General features: G+C 41.1%; 14 protein-coding genes. 3 read left to right on the top strand and 11 right to left on the bottom strand.

The annotated features are described in order from the left end of the window. Positions 1-66 precede the first annotated feature (66 nt). Entirely contained in the window at positions 67-2,166 is a 2,100-nt protein-coding gene (locus ABFX33_RS09485) for a polysaccharide lyase 8 family protein (RefSeq protein WP_257094228.1), read from the bottom strand. 22 nt (positions 2,167-2,188) lie between these two features. After that, on the bottom strand, positions 2,189-3,598 hold the full coding sequence (locus ABFX33_RS09480; RefSeq protein ID WP_346085722.1) for a sulfatase-like hydrolase/transferase: 1,410 nt from the start codon (positions 3,596-3,598) through the stop codon (positions 2,189-2,191). A 122-nt stretch (positions 3,599-3,720) separates the two neighbouring features. On the opposite strand from ABFX33_RS09480, the gene ABFX33_RS09475 reads away from it, so the two are divergent. Continuing rightward, positions 3,721-4,332, top strand: coding sequence for a barstar family protein (locus ABFX33_RS09475; protein ID WP_346085721.1), 612 nt, complete (start codon positions 3,721-3,723; stop codon positions 4,330-4,332). Between the two features lie 51 nt (positions 4,333-4,383). Further along, positions 4,384-5,469, top strand: a complete 1,086-nt coding sequence (locus ABFX33_RS09470; RefSeq protein ID WP_346085719.1) for a Gfo/Idh/MocA family protein — start codon at positions 4,384-4,386, stop codon at positions 5,467-5,469. Between the two features lie 126 nt (positions 5,470-5,595). Here the strand turns inward: ABFX33_RS09470 and ABFX33_RS09465 are convergent, their stop codons facing one another. From ABFX33_RS09465 to ABFX33_RS09425, 9 genes are all read right to left on the bottom strand, one after another. After that, a complete protein-coding gene (locus ABFX33_RS09465; protein WP_346085718.1) occupies positions 5,596-6,840 on the bottom strand; it encodes a YdcF family protein in 1,245 nt (414 codons plus the stop codon). An 11-nt stretch (positions 6,841-6,851) separates the two neighbouring features. Next, positions 6,852-8,372 (bottom strand): RagB/SusD family nutrient uptake outer membrane protein, encoded by a 1,521-nt coding sequence (locus ABFX33_RS09460; protein WP_346085716.1) that lies wholly within the window; start codon positions 8,370-8,372, stop codon positions 6,852-6,854. 75 nt (positions 8,373-8,447) lie between these two features. Continuing rightward, positions 8,448-11,702 (bottom strand): SusC/RagA family TonB-linked outer membrane protein, encoded by a 3,255-nt coding sequence (locus tag ABFX33_RS09455; protein WP_346085714.1) that lies wholly within the window; start codon positions 11,700-11,702, stop codon positions 8,448-8,450. Positions 11,703-11,840: 138 nt separating this feature from the next. Further along, positions 11,841-12,158, bottom strand: coding sequence for a hypothetical protein (locus ABFX33_RS09450; protein WP_257094260.1), 318 nt, complete (start codon positions 12,156-12,158; stop codon positions 11,841-11,843). 35 nt (positions 12,159-12,193) lie between these two features. Next, positions 12,194-12,898, bottom strand: coding sequence for a hypothetical protein (locus tag ABFX33_RS09445; protein WP_257094262.1), 705 nt, complete (start codon positions 12,896-12,898; stop codon positions 12,194-12,196). 1 nt (position 12,899) lies between these two features. Further along, the gene (locus ABFX33_RS09440; RefSeq protein WP_346085712.1) at positions 12,900-13,271 is read right to left on the bottom strand and encodes a hypothetical protein; all 372 of its coding nucleotides are present in this window, start codon (positions 13,269-13,271) and stop codon (positions 12,900-12,902) included. A gap of 7 nt (positions 13,272-13,278) precedes the next feature. Then, entirely contained in the window at positions 13,279-14,040 is a 762-nt protein-coding gene (locus ABFX33_RS09435; RefSeq protein WP_346085711.1) for a hypothetical protein, read from the bottom strand. A gap of 4 nt (positions 14,041-14,044) precedes the next feature. Then, positions 14,045-14,698, bottom strand: a complete 654-nt coding sequence (locus tag ABFX33_RS09430; protein ID WP_346085709.1) for a hypothetical protein — start codon at positions 14,696-14,698, stop codon at positions 14,045-14,047. Positions 14,699-14,704: 6 nt separating this feature from the next. Next, the gene (locus ABFX33_RS09425) at positions 14,705-16,486 is read right to left on the bottom strand and encodes a hypothetical protein (RefSeq protein WP_346085707.1); all 1,782 of its coding nucleotides are present in this window, start codon (positions 16,484-16,486) and stop codon (positions 14,705-14,707) included. 822 nt (positions 16,487-17,308) lie between these two features. Between ABFX33_RS09425 and ABFX33_RS09420 the strand changes: the two genes are divergently transcribed. Next, positions 17,309-18,382 (top strand): S41 family peptidase, encoded by a 1,074-nt coding sequence (locus ABFX33_RS09420; RefSeq protein ID WP_346085705.1) that lies wholly within the window; start codon positions 17,309-17,311, stop codon positions 18,380-18,382. Positions 18,383-18,396 lie beyond the last annotated feature (14 nt).

Raw genomic sequence — 18,396 nt, 5'->3', positions numbered from 1 at the left:
CCAAGTTCTTTACAGATCCTGGACCTTACTTTTTAATATTCACGGCAATTCGAAAGAATTAAAACCTTATTTATTATCGGTCGGGATTGTTTCTGATACGGTACTACCCGCGTACTCAGCCTGTGGAAGCTTTATCTCGACAGTTTTATTTACTTGTGCACGTTTATTGATGAGATGAATACGTACGGCTTTTTCCTGTTGCATTGGATCTGCCACATCCAGTTTGAAGGCTTTATCTCCCTTTGTGATCTGCAGAATGACCGGCTTATCCACCTGAATAGACCAAGCCCCAATTTGATAGGTACCTGACTGATGAAACACTGCCTGAATAGCGACCAGCCCCTGATGTTCTACGGCTTGAACAGCAGACGTATTGTGCCAGATTTTTAACTGCTGCATAGCCTGCTTATCGATCTGATCCACACCAGGCACCACGATATACCCATAACTCCCATTGACAGGTTTCGCCGCATGTTCAATCCATAACTTAAATACCTTACCATGGACAGCATCTTTTGATCGGGAACGATTGATGCGGTACCAGGAGCCCGATTGTTCTTTTGCCGTCAGAACGACTTTTATGGCTTCCGGAAAATAATAGCCAACCTGATTGTGCATCACATATTCACCTTGTTTTACATTTCGAACCAGTGAATCGGTTGAAATCTTCTCTTTTCCATTCCATACGACAGGGCCATTCAACCAAGTCTGATTCAATGTTGTGACGACCGGTTCAGTAGCACTACTGCTAATTCCACTACCTAGGCAAACAATCTCCTTATCAAAAAAGAACCATGCTTTTTGTGCAGTCAGGCCATCGTATTGAACAGACATGGCCGATGCACCGATTGTACCATTGCTGACCCCACCAGAGAAACTGTTGGCAGCCAGTACACCCCACTGTTCTTTGAGTTCCTGATCACCCTGATAATCTCGGGTAGTTGTCCCCGGAATTTTGTCCCACTCCCATACCGGCATGATATTATAGTATTCCGGACCAAATACCTGAATATTGGTTACACCATCTGTCATATTTTTACCAAGCATATTTTCACCATTTCCTGATTCCGATTTGTTGGTTCGCTTGCTTGCCAGACGCAGGTTAAAATGAAACTGTTTTCTGAGGTGTGTTGTATAGTCTCCTTTCCAATAATGTCGATGCAGGGATTGATCTTCCGCATTAAAATCCTGTACACTATCTAATTTTGCCAATCCTCTCTTCCAGACCTCACTTTTAGCCGGATCGATCAACTGCATTTGCTGCAGTATGGCAACTTCCTGATCCTTGCGCAATATATCTGGTCGCGATATCCCACGTCCATGCACATTAAAATCAATATAACGTGAACGTATAATCGGCAGATAAGTTTCCAAAAGAAATTTTTCAAAGAGATGCAATTTCTCTTTATTAACTGCATAAGGCGTCTCGCGGACATAGGCCATTACCTTAGAAATTCCCTTTAAAAACTCTTCGCCATAGCCCGCAATATACAATTGTGGGCCGTGCTGTAAGTAGGAGAAATCATATTGTAAACCCTCTTTGCCATCCACCAACTGGATAGGAAAAAGTAGTTGTTCCATAGCAGCTGCCAATAGAGCGGCATCTTCCAGGATCAGTGCACGATAGAAATAATGCATGGCAATATCACTTTTGTTCGCGCCCGTTTTCTTATAGGGGTCCCCTTTTTCCATCAATTTGACCAGTGCTGTTTCCACTGCAGCCGGGATTTTCTCCTGACCAAATTTCATCAGGATCAGACAGACACCTATTGCTTTGGGAGAGGCAATTTCATTGTGCCACCAATTCGTGGATTCAAATCGGTTATTTGCCCAGTACTGAGCTACCCGTACAATCTTGTCATACAGCGACTTTTGCTGATAAGATTTACTCTTGGGAGATACATAAGCTATGATCAAAGCTTTCAAGCGATCCAAGTGTTCTCCTGGAGGCCAAAGTGAAATTGATTTACTCGTGTAATCTATATCAGACCAAGTACCGGCTTCAGTCAGCTGATTGCTCCAGATTGTGGTTTTATCACCGTGCGTGGACGAACTTTGCAGTTCGTCTTCGTACACATGTTTTTTGATGCGATCAAATGTATGCTTGTCCTGTGCCCTTGTCATGACCAGTCCAAATGATAATAAAAATATAAGTATAGCTTTCATTCGTTTTCCAATTATAATCCGATTAAGGGTATTTCTTTTCTGCTGCCCGTCCAATGACATCCATTCGATGTTTCATCATTTGGTTCTGATCATTATCCAAGACTCCACTTAACCATTTGGGAGCTGCCATCTTTTTTTCCCACTCAGCCAATTGACCCAACATTTCCTTCACGTTATCGGGATATTTTTCAGCTAGATTATGTTGTTCTTTCAGATCGTTTTTCAAGTTAAATAACAATATCGGATCATCCTTGACAACAATCAGTTTCCATTCGGCATGACGGACCGCTTTCGCGACTCCCCGTCGCCAAAATAAATATTCATGCCCATTCTTCGCCGCCTTATAGGATGATAACAGACTTAGCCCATCGATCGCTTGTCCGGGGATGTTTTTCCCTTGTATGGCATCCATACTTGTTGGCAAGATATCCATACCCGATACCATCGCATTGACTACTTTTCCTTTCGGTAGCTTTGCTGGCCATTGCATAATCATTGGTACCCGTATACCGCCTTCCCATTTCGACCCTTTCAGACCGCGCAGCTGGCCATTATCGGCACCATTATTTGTCGCCGCACCATTATCATTCATAAAGATAATCAGCGTATTTTCATAAAGTCCATCGCTTTTCAGTTGTTCTATCAAACGGCCAATGTTACTGTCCATATTTTCCAGCATGGCCAGATAAGCACGGCGCAAAGGATCTGCAATATGATTATATTTACTATTCTGCGTCAGCGGAGCCTCCACAGGAGTATGTATAGCATTAAAAGCCAGATACATAAAAAAAGGCTGTTGGCGATAACGATGAACATAGGAGATTGCCTTATCGGTCAATGTCTCTGTCAGATAGCGAATAGAATCTTCGGGAAAAATGCGCCCATCATCGACCAACATTTGTGTTGGTTTTACCTTTCCGGGGATCGGAAAATAAGAGCGATCTCCGCCGATAAAACCAAAGAAATGATCAAAGCCACGCTTAAGCGGATGAAATTGGGGACCGTCCCCCTGATGCCACTTGCCGATGCCAACGGTTTTATAGCCGTTGTATTTCATAAAATCAGCTATGGTTGCCACCGAGGTATCCATCCCAATATCTTCCAATGCTGTTCCATTGGTCGGCCGTTTGGAAATATTGTGTTCGAAGCCAAAGCGTTGTTGGTACCGACCCGTCAGTAGGCCGGCACGTGAGGGTGCACAAACCGATGCAGATGCATAAGCACACTGAAAACGAATGCCCTGTTTAGCCAGCTCGTCGATATGCGGTGTATGCACCTCCTTACCACCATAGCAACCAAAATCATCGTAACCGCCATCATCGCTCAAAATCACAATGACATTGGGCCGCTGCTGTGCAAAAACAGAAATTTCAACTAGAGAAAGTACACTCAGCAAAGTGAGTATACGATAGAACGTTATCCGGTAGATCATCGCATTAGATTTATCCCTAAATGTAAACCTAAATGTATTGGATTTTTTGTAAAAAAACCGAAAACGATTTCGTTAAGTCAATTTTTTTTAGTCCTTTAGCGGGGAAATCCAATCCGAAGCAGATGGAAATAAACGAGAGAAATCAACTAGCAGCTATTGCTAAAATTTTGGTCAGGAATGATCATGATAAGGCATTAGATGCCCCCCTGGTGCGGCTCCTCCAAAGTGGGCAAAATACTGTTCGACCCGACCTTTTTAGCTTTGCAGAAAAATGGTCAAAGGCGACATCCCCCAGAGCATTAGCCGAACTCTGGGAAGAGTTCAAAATCCTCCTAGCCCTTCACCCTGATCTTGGCTTTGTTGTTATTGAAGGCGCACGTATTGCGGATATCCCGAGCTTTTATGCTGAAATCAATCGAGTTTATATGGCTGATGAGAGTTGGCAAATTGGGAGTCTGGATGGTTTTGATGATCTGCTTTATGGTGGCTTTGGAAAAGTACAGGATGCAAAAAAAAAGACGATCATCTGGAAAGACATCGCCCATAGTAGAGCGGCATTAGGAGTAACAACCACCCTCGCCTACTATCAGGAAAAACTTGCAGCCAATTCACCATTCAATCATACCTATTTCCAACAAAAGCTAGCCGATTTACAAGCTGGAAAAGGACAGACTTATTTCGATATCGTAGCGGAAATAATACAATCGCATCCAAAGATTGACTGGATTTACTAAAGGATTTAAAGAATTCAAAATGGTATCTTTATTGAACCTAAACAGAATACCATGAAACATATAGTAAAGATATTTTTTTTGTTGACGATGCTATTTCAGCATGTTGCTTATGCGGACAGTCCTCTTAAAGTCGCTGTTGCGGGACTCAATCACGACCATGTATACCTCCTATTGAATTTATATAAAGAGAAGAAGGTTGAGATCATTGGGATAGCAGAGGCCAATAATATCCTCGCAGACAAGATTCAGACCCAATATAACCTTCCGAAATCCGTTTTTTATCCAGATCTCCCTTCATTATTGAAAAGAGTAAAGCCCGATGTCGTTCTTGCTTACAACCCCACCAATGAGCATATCAATGTAGCGGAAATCTGTCTACCGCTCAAAATACCTGTCATGGTAGAGAAACCGATGGCAACCACCTTGGCTGATGCCAAACGCATAGCAACTTTATCCAGGGAAAACAAAACGGCTTTTTTGGTCAACTACGAAACGACCTGGTATAAGAGCAACCAACAGCTCAAGCAATTGATTGATCAAAATGCCGTGGGTCGAGTGACACGGATGATTGTAAAGGATGGGCATGAAGGGCCCAAAGAGATCGGCTGTAGCAGCTATTTTCTCGATTGGCTAACAGATCCACAGAAAAATGGCGGTGGTGCATTAATGGATTTCGGCTGTTATGGGGCCAATCTTATGACCTGGATCAAGAATGGTGAACGGCCTATTTCTGTCAGCGCAATTACACATCGACTGAAGCCAGAAACCTATCCAAAGGTAGAGGATGACGCGACGATTATCTTAAACTACCGGGATGGTAGCACAGGTATTATCCAGGCATCTTGGGCTTGGCCTTACAGCGTGAAAGACCTACAGGTATTTGGGACCAAGGCTCAACTTTATGCACAAAACGATAAAACATTGTTAAAATACGTCCAGCATAACGATAAGCCAATAGTTATTCCAACCGATCAAACCTATTTTGAAAATCATATCCTTTATCTGGAGGATATACTAAGGCAAAAACAGTTCCCAGAGAATGATCTGGGCTCCATCAGCAACAATGTGACTGTGGTCGAAATATTGGAGGCTGCGAAACGTTCAGCAAAGGAGGGAAAGACGATTGTATTAAATTGATATTTCACAGAAAAAGGTATGTGGATAACCATTTCCACATACCTTCTTCCATATAATACCAACATTGTTGACAAGGACATGTCGGATTTGTTTCATATTGTTCAATCGGAGTTCTGAGGCGAACCGTTAGGGATCCAGCGGTTCGTCCGGATCGATTGTGAATGCTTCATCTTTCGCCTGAAATTCGATGATAACATCGGAAATTCGTTTTCCAAGGCTATAGGGTACATAACCCAATTCGCGAATACAGCGGTCGGCCATTTTTTCTACCGCATCGATATGTGCCTTACTGCTGTTGACAATGGCAAATTTATCTTTAGGAAATCCATAGTTCAATAGTATACGGGCAGTATTGCGCAGATTTGTTGTTGTATGGCGGGCATGCGGATCGATCAAGATCGCCTGTTCAGGGACTCCCATGACATTGATCAAGTACTTTTTCATCTCGATTGCCTCGATATACGCCGTTTTATAAGGGTGTACCTTTCCACCGGAAAGTACAATAAAAGGGGCCAATTTTTCAAAATAACTACGGGCAGCCATGCGTGCTCGCAACATACCGCCAGGACTGATCGGCTGTCCATAGATTTCAGGGCCCGCCCCCAGGGTCAACAACAGGCTGTAAGGGTAGACTGAAAAATTTGTTTTTTTCACTTGTTCAAACGCCTTTTTATTTTCCAGTGCTATCAGTGGCTCCAATTGTGCAGCGTCCCAACGCTCATTGATCTCAAGCAGCCTTACCGCTGTCATCATTGTCATAAAAAGCGCCTCCTTACCAGTCGGAATATCTTTTAGCACATCCTGACGTACATCATCTAAAAGCTGAAAATAAGCCTTACGATTTACATCAAAAGAAATTGAATCAATCCTGGGATAGTTGGGCCTCTTGCCGCCACCATAGACATCAACAACATAGTTCATGGCGCCAAAGTCCTGTAACAGCGCTTTCTTAAGATACACTTTTGCGGTCTCATCCCTTGGTATACCATAGGTCTTTGATGGCATCAACGTTGATTCAACCAGTTCTGCCAATTTCCTGTTGCCCTTGATCTGACTTGAAATTTGTTCAGCCATGAGTTCGATCTCAGAATATTTCCATTTAAAAGCTTCCAGAAAACAGCCGAGATCCGCGCAATGATCACTACCCTTGAACCGGTCAAATCGCTGTTTCAACATTGTTGAAACAGCTTGGGATGCACAAAGCTGCTGTGTTAAGGCAGGATCCTTTAGCAACAGATAAGTCGCGTAATAATTCTTGCGGATGACCCAATCCTGCGGACCGGGAAGATTGGATTGGGGTTGGCGTTTGGAAATGTGCATTACGCATATTCCCAAAGTCAACAAAATGATCTTTTTAATGATACCGCTCATATCCGATTCTATTAATAGCCAGGATTTTGATACATACGCTGTGGATCCAATTTATATTCATCAAAAGGAATTGGATAGTACCGATCCTTTGTAGTTATATTGGAGATTTTAGCATTCCCATAATCTGCCTGGTTTTTAGTTTTAAAGTACGTCACCAATTCCTGTGGATTATAGTTCCGGATTAAGTCAAACCAACGTTGATTTTCGAAAGCCAGTTCCACTCGACGCTCGTGCAAGATCGCTAACTTTAATGTTGGGTATTTTGTACGATAGTCATTGTTTAACATTGAGGCTGCATAAGAAGGCAAGCCTGCCCGTTCGCGCACCTGATCCAATAGCGCAATAGCTTCAGCTTCTTTACCCAGATGATATTTTGTTTCGGCCAACAATAGCATCACATCGGCATAGCGGATCAAGATCCAGTCATTTCCGCCCCAGCCAGCACTGCTTGCTTTCACGCTATTATCTCTAAATTTAGTCACAAACCAATCATTTACCTGTGGGTCTTTTGCAAATTTGACTGAGAAATCCTTTCTTAAATCACCTTCTTCATAGTCTTTGATCAGGTCCAATTTAACAACCTCGCCAACCCCGGTTGCTTTGTTTTGCGAATTAATAAATTCACCTTTTGCCTGATAATTCCGTGCAATACTCGAACTGTAGTTCTGATCCCCCTGTAGGTACTGAATTTGAAAAACCAATTCTTTACATTGCATTTTCATCCCGACATCAAACACTTGGGCATATGGTATTTCTTTCAATTGACCGAAAGTCCGCATGCCATAAGATGCGCTAAGGTACTGCTCAGCTTTTGCGAAGTTTTCAGCACTTCCTGAAGCCTGAGTAGCACCCAAAGTCAAATACACCTGTCCTAAAATAGCATTCACCGCAGCTTTCGATGTCCGACCCACGGCATATTCCATCTGTGTGTTCGGCAAATCACTTGAGAGGGCGTCGGTAAGATCCCGAATGATCTGTTGATAAATGACCGATTCTTTTTGACGAAACGCAAGTTCATTTGCCTGTTCTTTGCTGGTTACCTGAACGGTTGACATGGGAATATCGCCGAATTTACGTACCATATGGAAAAGCAGTAATGCACGTACAAATTTTGTTTCGGCCATATACCTTTGTTTCAGCCCTTCGCTAGAGAAAGAGACTTCATCAATATGTGTAAGGATTACATTGCAACGACTAATGCCCGCAAACATTGCCGCCCAATGTGTTTTTAAATAGGTATTGCTCGGCAGCAATGAAAAGTCATTGAACTGAAAGGGCTCTCCTGCGTTGGACTGATTATCATTACGTCCGGTATTATCGGACCGTTCTTCGTTGTATAGTGTACTGCCCTCGCCGATTGTACTCCCCGAGCGCAAAGTTTGATATAAGCCGTTGACAGCTAAAAGCACGTCATTCTCCGACTTAAAATAGTCTTGAATCTGAATCGCGTTCGGATCTTTTTGGTTTAAAAAGTCTTTACTGCACGAAGAAAGTGCAAACAACACAAGCGGTAATAAATATCTTTTTTTCATTGAAGTATTTTTTAATAGTGCTTCCATTCGAGATTTCGTGATTGAAAAATCATAAGGGCGCTATGAATATGTATATTAGAAAGTTACTTTTACACCAAGATTATAGGATCTGACCAATGGGTACAGTCCATAATCGACGCCCGGAGTCAGATTTCCCCGTTGGTTATAATCTGGTTCGGGGTTATAACCTTTGTATTTGGAGATCGTAAAAGGGTTGTCCACTGTTGCATACACCCGTATTCCGGATAAACTCAATTTTTCAGCGATGTTTTTTGGCATATTATAGCCCAGGGCAATATTGGTCATACGTAAAAACGAACCATCCTGCAGGTAGAAATCTGACAGACGCGTACTGTTACTTTGCGTGCCACCCCTGGAAGCACGGTACACCTTACCATTACCTGGGTTTTGTGCTGATCGGTAGCGTTGTGCGACATCGGCATACTGATTGCCTGATCCCTCCATGTTATAGAGATAGTAATCATAACCATCCAATACTTTATTGCCTTGTGATCCATTGAATGATGCACGTAAATCAAATTCTTTGTAGCGTGTACTCAGCGCAAAACCATAGGTAAAATTCGGATGCGGATTACCGATCACCCGCTTGTCGGCATCATTGACAATACCGTTTCCATCGACGTCCTCAAAATAAAGATCACCTGGTTGCAAAGGCGTAGATGAAGCTGCCGATGGCGCTACTGTCTTGTAATTTTCCTCTGTTGCCACGCCAAGAACTTTAAAGCCATAGAACATACCGATTGGGCTTCCTTCCTGTGTGATATGGGTCAGATAAGAACGTTCGGCACCGTTGGTTAAGATCGTTGACGATCCACCCAAATCCAATACTTTATTGCGGTTGACATTAATATTTCCACTGATACTCAATTCAAAGTCACTTTTACGGATCAATGTCGCATCTACCTGTAAGTCAAAGCCTTTGTTTTGTACTTTAGAATTTGGTAAATTGGTCAATATTGTCGTTGATCCGGATACCGCAGAAATCGGTTGGTCAAACAATAAATTAAATGAGCGGCTCAGATAAAAATTCGCCATTACATTCAAACGCCCCTTCAAGAGTCCAAGATCCAACCCGGCATTATATTGAGAAGTCGTTTCCCAGCTCAAATTAGGATCGTACAGATCACCAGCAGTATATCCTGTACTGACTTTATCACCTAAGATCACACCAGCGGGGGAATTAAATACAGATACTGAGCGATACTCTCTGATATTATTGTTACCGCTACGCCCCCAACTTGCCCTCAGTTTCAGTGTAGACTGCTGCCCTAGCCAATCCGTATAAAAGTCCTCTTTGGAAATTGTCCAGCCTCCAGAAACCGAAGGGAAAGTTCCCCATTTATTATTTGGGCCGAAGCGCGAAGAACCGTCTGTACGTATGGAAGCTGAAAGGAAATATTTCGAATCGAAACTATAATTTACACGACTAAAATACGATTGAAGTGTTGTGATACGTTTGAAGGTATCGTCTTTCAAGAGCTGAAAATTGGAGGGGTCAGCACCTTTATCAGTGATTTCACCAATAGCATTGCTATTAAATCCATTAGCTCTCACACCCTGATAATCGAAATCCGTCCGTTGTGCGGAGTAACCTAACAAAGCAGAAATCTGGTGTTTCTCACCAAAAGTCTTGTTATAATTTAATGTCGTTTCCAGAAGCTTATCCACCTCATTTTTGGTTTTGGCATCCGCATAGGCAGCTGTGATTGCTTGTGGAGAATAAGGTCGATCATTTCCGTTAGAAATACTTGTTGGGCGGAAATAATCGTATTTTTCATCGTATGTGGAAAATCCACCATTCACTTTCAGATTCAGCCCATCGATAATCGTAAAATCTGCGAAAGCATTATACAGCCCTTTTTTTCCTCGCCGATTGTTTTTGATCTGAGTCACATAAGCCAACGGGTTTTCGGGGTTCTGAATACCATAATTATTTGCTGAAAGATCGGCCATCAGGTATTGTGCATAAGAACCATCCTCGTTATATACGGGCAATGTAGGCAGATAGATTAACGCTGCCATGGAAGGACTTCGGTCATATCGACCAGTAGTCACTTCGTTGTTGTCATTGTATGTAAAGGAAACATTGGCACCAACGGTGAGTCTTTTACTGACTTTACTATCAATATTAGCTCGAAAGTTAAATACTTTTTGATCCGTACCCAACATGATACCTTGTTGGTTTTGATACGAACCACTTAGAAAGTAGCGATTTTTTTCATTGCCACCATAAGTAGAGAGGTTATGGCGTTGGAAAGGCGCATTACGGTAAAGGGCATCCTGCCAATCGGTATCGTATTTTGATTTTTTAGCGGTACCCGTTGCAAAATCGTAATATTCTTCAGGGATAGTTATCGACCCTGCGTTGCCGGGAGAATTCAATACGCGTGTTTTGTTATCATCGAGACGTCTTGCATCCGACCATGCAATGTTGGTTTTTGCCAGAAGGTCTTTATACGAATTATTACGACCATCAATCAAAAGGTCAATAAACTGTTCGGCATTTAAAACATCTATTTTCTTGGAAAGCTGACCAAAGCCACCCAACACTTCATAATCGACATTGTTTTTACCTTCTTTACCACGTTTGGTGGTGATCAGCACAACGCCACCAGCTGCACGCGATCCATAGATGGCAGCGGATGCCGCATCCTTGAGAATATCAATGGATTCGATATCATTGGGATTAATATTTAAATTATTTCCGGCGGGATAGCCATCGATAACATAGAGTGGATCCGAACCGGCGTTGATAGATCCCATACCACGTACGCGGATCTTGGTTCCATCATAAGGGGCACCGCTTGTTTGCATCACCTGTACCCCGGCCACTTTACCAACTAAAGCTTGTGATAGTTTTGGCGCACTGAGATTTAGTTCTTCGGCTTTTACGCTGGCGATCGCACCGGTAACATCGGATTTTCGTATTTTCTGATAACCGATGGAAACCGTCACTTCTTCAAGCGTATTTTCATTGGGCTGTAAGACAAAGATCTGTCCATTGGATTGCGCTATAGGCTGGACAAGATTGTTAAATCCAACATAGGAGATACTGAGTCTATCACCGACCTCCGCATCGATATGGAAATTTCCTTTTTCATCGGATTGAACAGACTTTTTACTTTTTAAATTTTGAATTGTTGCTCCTGAAACTGCATTGCCCTGCGCATCGACCACGCGGCCGCTAAGGGAATGCTGTACCTGTAAGAAATGCGGTTTGGTTAGCGATAGAGGTTTAGCTTTGACAGCCGATGAGCTCGCTGCAATGGCACATAACAACCAAAAGACATTGTTGGCTTTAATTTTCATAAGTAGTGCATTTGATTTATGGGTACAAGGTTACAAATGCAATATGAAGGTAGTATCAATAAAAGGTTAATAGTTTTTAACTAAACCGCGTTAGCATATAAAATAGTCTTAACAAAAGGCTAACAATAACGACAGAAATTAGCGCTTATTTTTTCCAAAAAGAGGGCGAAGAGACAGGTGTAAAACAAGGTATATAGCTAGTGCGACAAGGATATTGCCCATCAGTTTAAGTGGTTCAAAATTTTCGAAACTGGCGTATTCATCACGTTCAGGATTATAGCCCGTGCCTTCGGAATAGAACTTCCAGGGAAATCCGATTACCAGTTTGCCGTCTACAGGCAGTTGATTCTGATAAGAGAGCGCTGTCAAAACAGCAAAAACAGCTATCGCACCAGCTATTCCTTTTAGAAGGGCTGGTACGATGGCTGTCTTATGTCCGGGAATCATTTTATTCATTGGGATAAATATAATGATTGTTTTTTTACTCAATGCTAGCCATTTAATAAATAGTGTTTCCGGTCAGCCAGTTGAAAATCCGTTAAGAAAAAAGAAAAGCTATTTTCTATATTTCTGACAACGAGTTTGTTTTGTTGGATAAGCCCGTACAAGACATTTTTAAGGTGACGGGGAAAAATCTGTAAATGAACAAGACCGGTATGTTCGACCTTACGAAACATTTGCAGTGCTGTAGCACCATTTTCAAAGTAATTACCGTCCAATAATACGTCCAGTTTTTGCCGAACATGGAGCATGGCATCCGATTCAAGTTGCAGATCTTTCTCGGCTTTCCATTCCTCAAATTGCAATTCTGGTGCAGGAGGATGTTCCTCTCCCTTCTCAAACTGCCAGGGTAGTTCAATAGTATAGTTCCATTTCACCTCATCCTCTTCGATTTTAAGACGCACCAAACGCTCCTCAGAAATCTCATATTCTTCTCGATGGAATTCCATTGCTTCGATCCACGAACTCGCATATATCCGATCCAATAAAATGGATTCTTGCGTTAAAAACTTTTCGACTTGAAACATCCGCTCAAAATCGAGATAAGCATGATTGGGCTTGCCCAGTAAGAACGAAAGCTCTTCGGGCCGCCATTCTTTCTTTATCCGCCGCTTGAGATAGGTATACCAAAGTCGGAAATCATGCGAATACATCATTCCACCGTGGGAAGTTTTTATTGTAGATTCGGTATTCATACTACGTATTTTCTTCTTTGTCATCATTTTTCATAATCTCATGAATTCGCTTCTCCAATACTTTTTTATGCCAGTTATCAAGAAGCTCCTTAGTTTTCCCGATAGGATCATCATCACCAGTTTCCATCATTTTCACCCATCTTTTCGCAAAGTCCTCATATTCAAACATTATACCCTTAGACCGTGTATATTGGATCATATATTCCATAGCAAATAAGTTAGCCCATCGGTGAGGATCGAGGAATTCACACATATACTGGGCAATATCAATTTTATTGATAAATTCCTGAACCACCTCTTCGGGTGTAAAATTGAAGATGTCACAGAACTGTGTAAATTCGGTGGTTAAATTAATGTTTTCTAATGTTTTCATTGGTTTGTTATAATGTGTTATCCTCCACTCTATTTTCCAAAAAATCATCCAGCCATCGCTGATAGATCGCAACCCGCTGCTCAAGCCCACGATAAAAAAAATACCGTTTGTTCAACTCCTGAATCTCCATAATAAAATTTTTGAATCTGGCTGAATTACGGTATTCCAAATCGACAATATGACCATACCCATCATGAACCCGAATAACAAATCCAAGAATGGGATTATATTCGCCTTCATCCAAATGAAGTACAGCAAGATAACCCGGTATGGAAACCAGCTTCATCATCCCATTGATATAATGAGACGGATGCGTATTGTTTAGAATGCAGGTCAATAAGAAGTCCTTGCTCAGTTTGAAACAGGTATTTTCATCCAGATAAATGATATCTTTCATTTTCCTTCCTTTTGATAAGATATCATAAATTTGCCCTGTGATTACACGCCCCCTATTCCGACGTTCCGTGGTACTGTAATTTCTATTTAGGCCCAATTTCACCTGGCGTTGTATCAATTTTGTACCACGCTCCTTTTCCCCTTTGTCCAATTTGGTAGGAAGAGGATCTGTTCCCAGCTTTAACTTATCATCAATAAAGCGAATACCCTTGGTGACAAGATTGTAGCTTGATTTATCTGTAAAATTTTGATCCATAAAAGAGTAATGATCCAAAAAAAGCTGTATAAATGCAGGAACCGCTATACCAAAGAGTTCGCAGATCAGCTTAAAATTCCGAGGTACCACTAGAGGTACAGATTGCATATCTTCCATTTTTCTATTTGTGTTGAATATAGCGGTAACCAAAACTTCTGGCCTTAGATTTACGAAGAGGTGCTACCCCTTTCTTTCCTACCATGGTCTTAAGTGCTTGCATTAAAATGTTTACCCGAATTCCGTCCCCGATATTTTTTTTAGCGCAACGCCAGAGCTGAAGAGCCGTACAATATTTCTTAAAGTGCCCCTCTTCCAGTAAACTCATCAGCAGCAACTCCGTAGCAAGGCGATCTATTTCAATTGTTTCAGCATCACGAAATTTATCTTTATTTATTGCTTCCATAAGTCGAAAAAAAACGATGGTCTCCACCCCATTGATAAAATATTCCATTTGATAATAGCGGACACCTTCTTCCTCCCAGATGGACATTTCAAACAGATAAGCGGATCGACTATCAAATACATCGATCTCCAATTTTCCTTGATCAAATACCCAATGGAGATGAGCCATGACCTCCAGATTTCTAATGGGAATTTTTAATTCCTCCATATCCTTGATATAGTTTTCATCTTTCCCCATTAAAAAGGCCAGCTCTTCTCGGGTATAGCCACTACTTATCCGATTCAGTATCAAAAGATAAATTGTGCCTGCATAATCCATAGAAAATTCAGCTCGAAATTTTCCAATTACAGGGTTGGTAGTTACATTATCCATCTTCCTTTAATTTCGATTTACTATCAGCCCCGATTTCGCTTCCATATATTTCAGACTCTGTTCGCAGAGATCCAGGAAAATATTGCCAATATCACTTGCTTTCGCACTAAAAATGCTCATGTCCAATTGGGCCAGTTCGGGAGGTAGCTCGTAGATCCTTGATTTCGTCTGCCGAATTAATTCGGCATTTAGTACACCATCGATATTATTTTTAGGCACAAAGAATTCTTTCAACCTACTGTCACAGATACAAGTCCAATCGATCAGCTCTTCCAAATTGGCATTGTTTGGAGCATGACCGATGCGCAGATAGAGATAGCTATACAGTCCAATCGATAGCAGTTGGTTAAGCAAGGAGACAGCCAATAACCTGCTCGAAATATGTTCTTCAATAAAAAGTTGTACCAGATCCTGCATAAGTTTTGAATTACGTTCACAACAATTTGCAGCTTTCAATAAAGTATCAGACCAAGCTATCGGCTTGACAAAGTAGCAAGGTTTATAATTTGGATCACGGAAGAGGACGATAGAGTCATTCCAGATTGTATTCGAGAAGCGGCTCCCCTTGTTCAGTTTTGTTTCAATAAAACTGGTGTTTAAAAATGAAATAACGGCTGTAACCCGACCAAAAGAAACTTTACGAAAATGAGTCGATCCAATCCGTTTTTTAATGACAACCAAATAGAGTGTTGCGCTACCAATATCTTTTGGCGGATAGTCGAACAATCCGTTTCCATTGGCATTGCTCACATAATAGTTAAGCAACATAATTTGCTCAGGCTGATTGTCCCTATAAATTTTATTAAGCAGCTGTTGTATATCGGATTGATACCGCTCCGGCCAAGGGAAAGATTGGAAAATAGGATTATTTGAAACAGCCAGCTGTGCTGTGGTTACAGTCTTCTTGTCAGCGGGCGGAGTTGCCATCTTTTTGATTGTTTCCGGGCCGGTGGTAACTGCTGGCTCCTTCTCTGCTTGCGGAATATCGATCTGTGTGGCCGTGATCTGCTCATATTCAGCACGAAGAGCCCCTATAAAATAGTGAAATAATTGATCGATCGCATCCAACATTAACCTACTATGATCATATAGGCAGGAGGCATCAAAAGCCGAAATTTCCAATTCCTTATTTTGCTTTACTGCATCAAAGGCTCCATCTAACAATTTAAAGCGCTCTCTTGCCAGTTCATTATCGCCTATAAAATGCGCATCCAGTGTCGCAAAATGCTCGCTTAGATTTCTAATTCTATTATTTAACCGGTGTACATTATTCGCTCTCCCTTCGACCATAATCTGCAACAACTTTAAGTGATTTTCCAGCCCCTGATGCAGCATAAATGACGCCTTAAGGTAGTTTCCTGCAGCAGCAAAAGCTTCCGCTCCCTTTAGAAAATCGGCTGATAAAGGCAGTATTTTCTTATAATATTCCTCAGCGAGTTCCAATGCACTTCGCAATTCTTTATGTCCCTGCAGCTTATTATTTTTTCCATCAGCAAGAAAAATGATATGCTTAGGCAACGAAGCATAGGCATAATATATGCTACCGATCTTTATTTTATTCTTCAAATCCCCAATTAAAACAATCTCATAGGTAATATTCTCCTGATCCATCAGACATAACTCCACAATAGGCTTCAGCGTCTTGGTGGAAAGCCCACTCACAGGCTTAAGCGCTAAAAGTAAGTGATGGTGTTCCTGATTTAAAAACTGATATTTGAAGAAAGAAATACGATCGAGATCCATACGCAGGGATAAACGTTCAATAATCAACTGACTATTAATTTCCATAATAAATGATTTAAGGGTTATAAAATCCACAATGGATAGTCATCAGTACAACAAACAGTTAAAGACTATTATTGCAAATAATAAACAGTTATTTTGTAAAAAACATAGAAAGACAACCAAGATGATTAAAGATAAAATCAACAGGCAGCATGCATACACGTTTGCACCTTGGTTTATTAAGAAAAGGCCGGCAATGAAAACAATTGTATCGAAGTTTCAACTTGACCGCGAAAAAATACTTACCTGCTTGCCGACTAAGCTACAGGTAAGGCATCTGTGCTATATAAACAAAAACACCATTACGATACAAAAGTATAGTTTATACATACAAACGTAATAATTAATAATATAAAAAACAAATATTATTAAGAATAATAGTCTTTCAGTTATACAAAAAGATAACCACCCTTTATCACAGGTAATCATAGTAGACCAGCAGGCCAACTACAGCACCGAAATAACACTGGCTAGCTATCCAAAATCTATATTGTACAAATACTATAGCAATACTTAATCTATACTTTATCAATACTTAAACACTACTGTAAGGGTGCCTAATCCGACCTTAACAACTCTCATATTCCTTCCCCTTGGACAGGCAACTGTTTTCTAAATTATTACTAAATTTAAGTCCCAATTGCGCAGAACAAATCTGATAAATAGGATCAGTCCTTCCCGCCCAACAATCGGATGTAAACGAATTATAAATAACGCTAAGCGAATCGTAAACTTCTATCGCTTACATCGCCGATGTGTTGTATTTTTAAAATACAGTAAAATATTACTATTATTAAGAAGTACTAAAGTTTAATAAACCGACAAATGACCTTTAAAAAAATACTTTTATTCTGTTGTATTTCGTTTTTGATCTATCCGATATACGGTCAGACGAGCTGCAACTGTTCACAGGCACTCAAACAATTGATCAGTAAAATCGAAACAGAATATCCAGGCTTTCCAGAAAAAGTAAAACAGCACAACGATTTATACCAAGCCAAAAAGAGTATTCTGAATAAAAAAAGTCTCAACGCAAAAAATGAAGCATGCGTAACTCTTTTGCAGGAGTATCTCAACTTTTTTCAGGATGAGCACATTGTTTTAAGATCATTGACTGTAGCACGGAAGAAAGTCTCCGAAACTATGGCGAGTCCGGCTGAACCTGAAGAAGAAGTGATCGCCAAGGCAATTAATCCCGAGGTTTTCTATATTAAGATCGGCAGTTTTGCCTATGAAAATATCACTCCAGTAAAGGATTTAATAGTCAAACATAAGGAACAGATTGAAAATAGTAAGGGCTTGATTATTGACATCAGGAATAACGGCGGAGGAACGGATGATGTATACCAGCCCATTTTACCTTATGTCCTGACCAATCCGATACGGATTATGAGTGTTGAATTTTTTGCCACCCATACCCTGATTAATGGCCTACGGGACTATGCTCTTAAAAATATGAAACCGGGGACGGACTCTATTTCAGAAGCGAAAAAGATAGAGGACGATCTAAAAGAATACAAAGATAATATCGGAAAATTTGTGCTCTATGGTGACAAAAAAGTACTTATCGATACGATCGTACTCCATAAGAAAAGCCCGACCCAAGTTATTATTCTAGCTAACAGGAATGTAGCCAGTTCAGGTGAAAATTTCTTATTCAGCTGTCGTCAAAGCAAAAAAGTAAAGATCATGGGTACGCCCAGTATGGGTGCCCTGGATTATGGTTCCATACGGGAATTTAAATTCGGCTGCGATAATTATCAATTGCTGTTGCCAACATACAGATCAGCTCGCTTACCACAATATCCTATCGACAATATCGGTGTACAGCCCGACATCTATTTGGACGAGTCCATCCCCGACTGGATAGACTATGCTGTTCATTATATTCAAGAATAGTCACACCTAAATAA

The sequence above is a fragment of the Sphingobacterium ginsenosidimutans genome (genome assembly GCF_039536865.1).
Taxonomy (GTDB): Bacteria; Bacteroidota; Bacteroidia; order Sphingobacteriales; family Sphingobacteriaceae; genus Sphingobacterium; species Sphingobacterium detergens.
This window is presented reverse-complemented; position numbering and strand designations above follow the sequence as displayed.

Bases quoted from the DNA above. Each gene is read 5' to 3' on its own strand.
- ABFX33_RS09440 (WP_346085712.1), bottom strand. From the start codon at position 13,271: ATGAAAACATTAGAAAACATTAATTTAACCACCGAATTTACACAGTTC.
- ABFX33_RS09455 (WP_346085714.1), bottom strand. From the start codon at position 11,702: ATGAAAATTAAAGCCAACAATGTCTTTTGGTTGTTATGTGCCATTGCA.
- ABFX33_RS09460 (WP_346085716.1), bottom strand. From the start codon at position 8,372: ATGAAAAAAAGATATTTATTACCGCTTGTGTTGTTTGCACTTTCTTCG.
- ABFX33_RS09445 (WP_257094262.1), bottom strand. From the start codon at position 12,898: ATGAATACCGAATCTACAATAAAAACTTCCCACGGTGGAATGATGTAT.
- ABFX33_RS09430 (WP_346085709.1), bottom strand. From the start codon at position 14,698: ATGGATAATGTAACTACCAACCCTGTAATTGGAAAATTTCGAGCTGAA.
- ABFX33_RS09465 (WP_346085718.1), bottom strand. From the start codon at position 6,840: ATGAGCGGTATCATTAAAAAGATCATTTTGTTGACTTTGGGAATATGC.
- ABFX33_RS09475 (WP_346085721.1), top strand. From the start codon at position 3,721: ATGGAAATAAACGAGAGAAATCAACTAGCAGCTATTGCTAAAATTTTG.
- ABFX33_RS09485 (WP_257094228.1), bottom strand. From the start codon at position 2,166: ATGAAAGCTATACTTATATTTTTATTATCATTTGGACTGGTCATGACA.
- ABFX33_RS09480 (WP_346085722.1), bottom strand. From the start codon at position 3,598: ATGATCTACCGGATAACGTTCTATCGTATACTCACTTTGCTGAGTGTA.
- ABFX33_RS09450 (WP_257094260.1), bottom strand. From the start codon at position 12,158: ATGAATAAAATGATTCCCGGACATAAGACAGCCATCGTACCAGCCCTT.
- ABFX33_RS09435 (WP_346085711.1), bottom strand. From the start codon at position 14,040: ATGGAAGATATGCAATCTGTACCTCTAGTGGTACCTCGGAATTTTAAG.
- ABFX33_RS09420 (WP_346085705.1), top strand. From the start codon at position 17,309: ATGACCTTTAAAAAAATACTTTTATTCTGTTGTATTTCGTTTTTGATC.
- ABFX33_RS09470 (WP_346085719.1), top strand. From the start codon at position 4,384: ATGAAACATATAGTAAAGATATTTTTTTTGTTGACGATGCTATTTCAG.
- ABFX33_RS09425 (WP_346085707.1), bottom strand. From the start codon at position 16,486: ATGGAAATTAATAGTCAGTTGATTATTGAACGTTTATCCCTGCGTATG.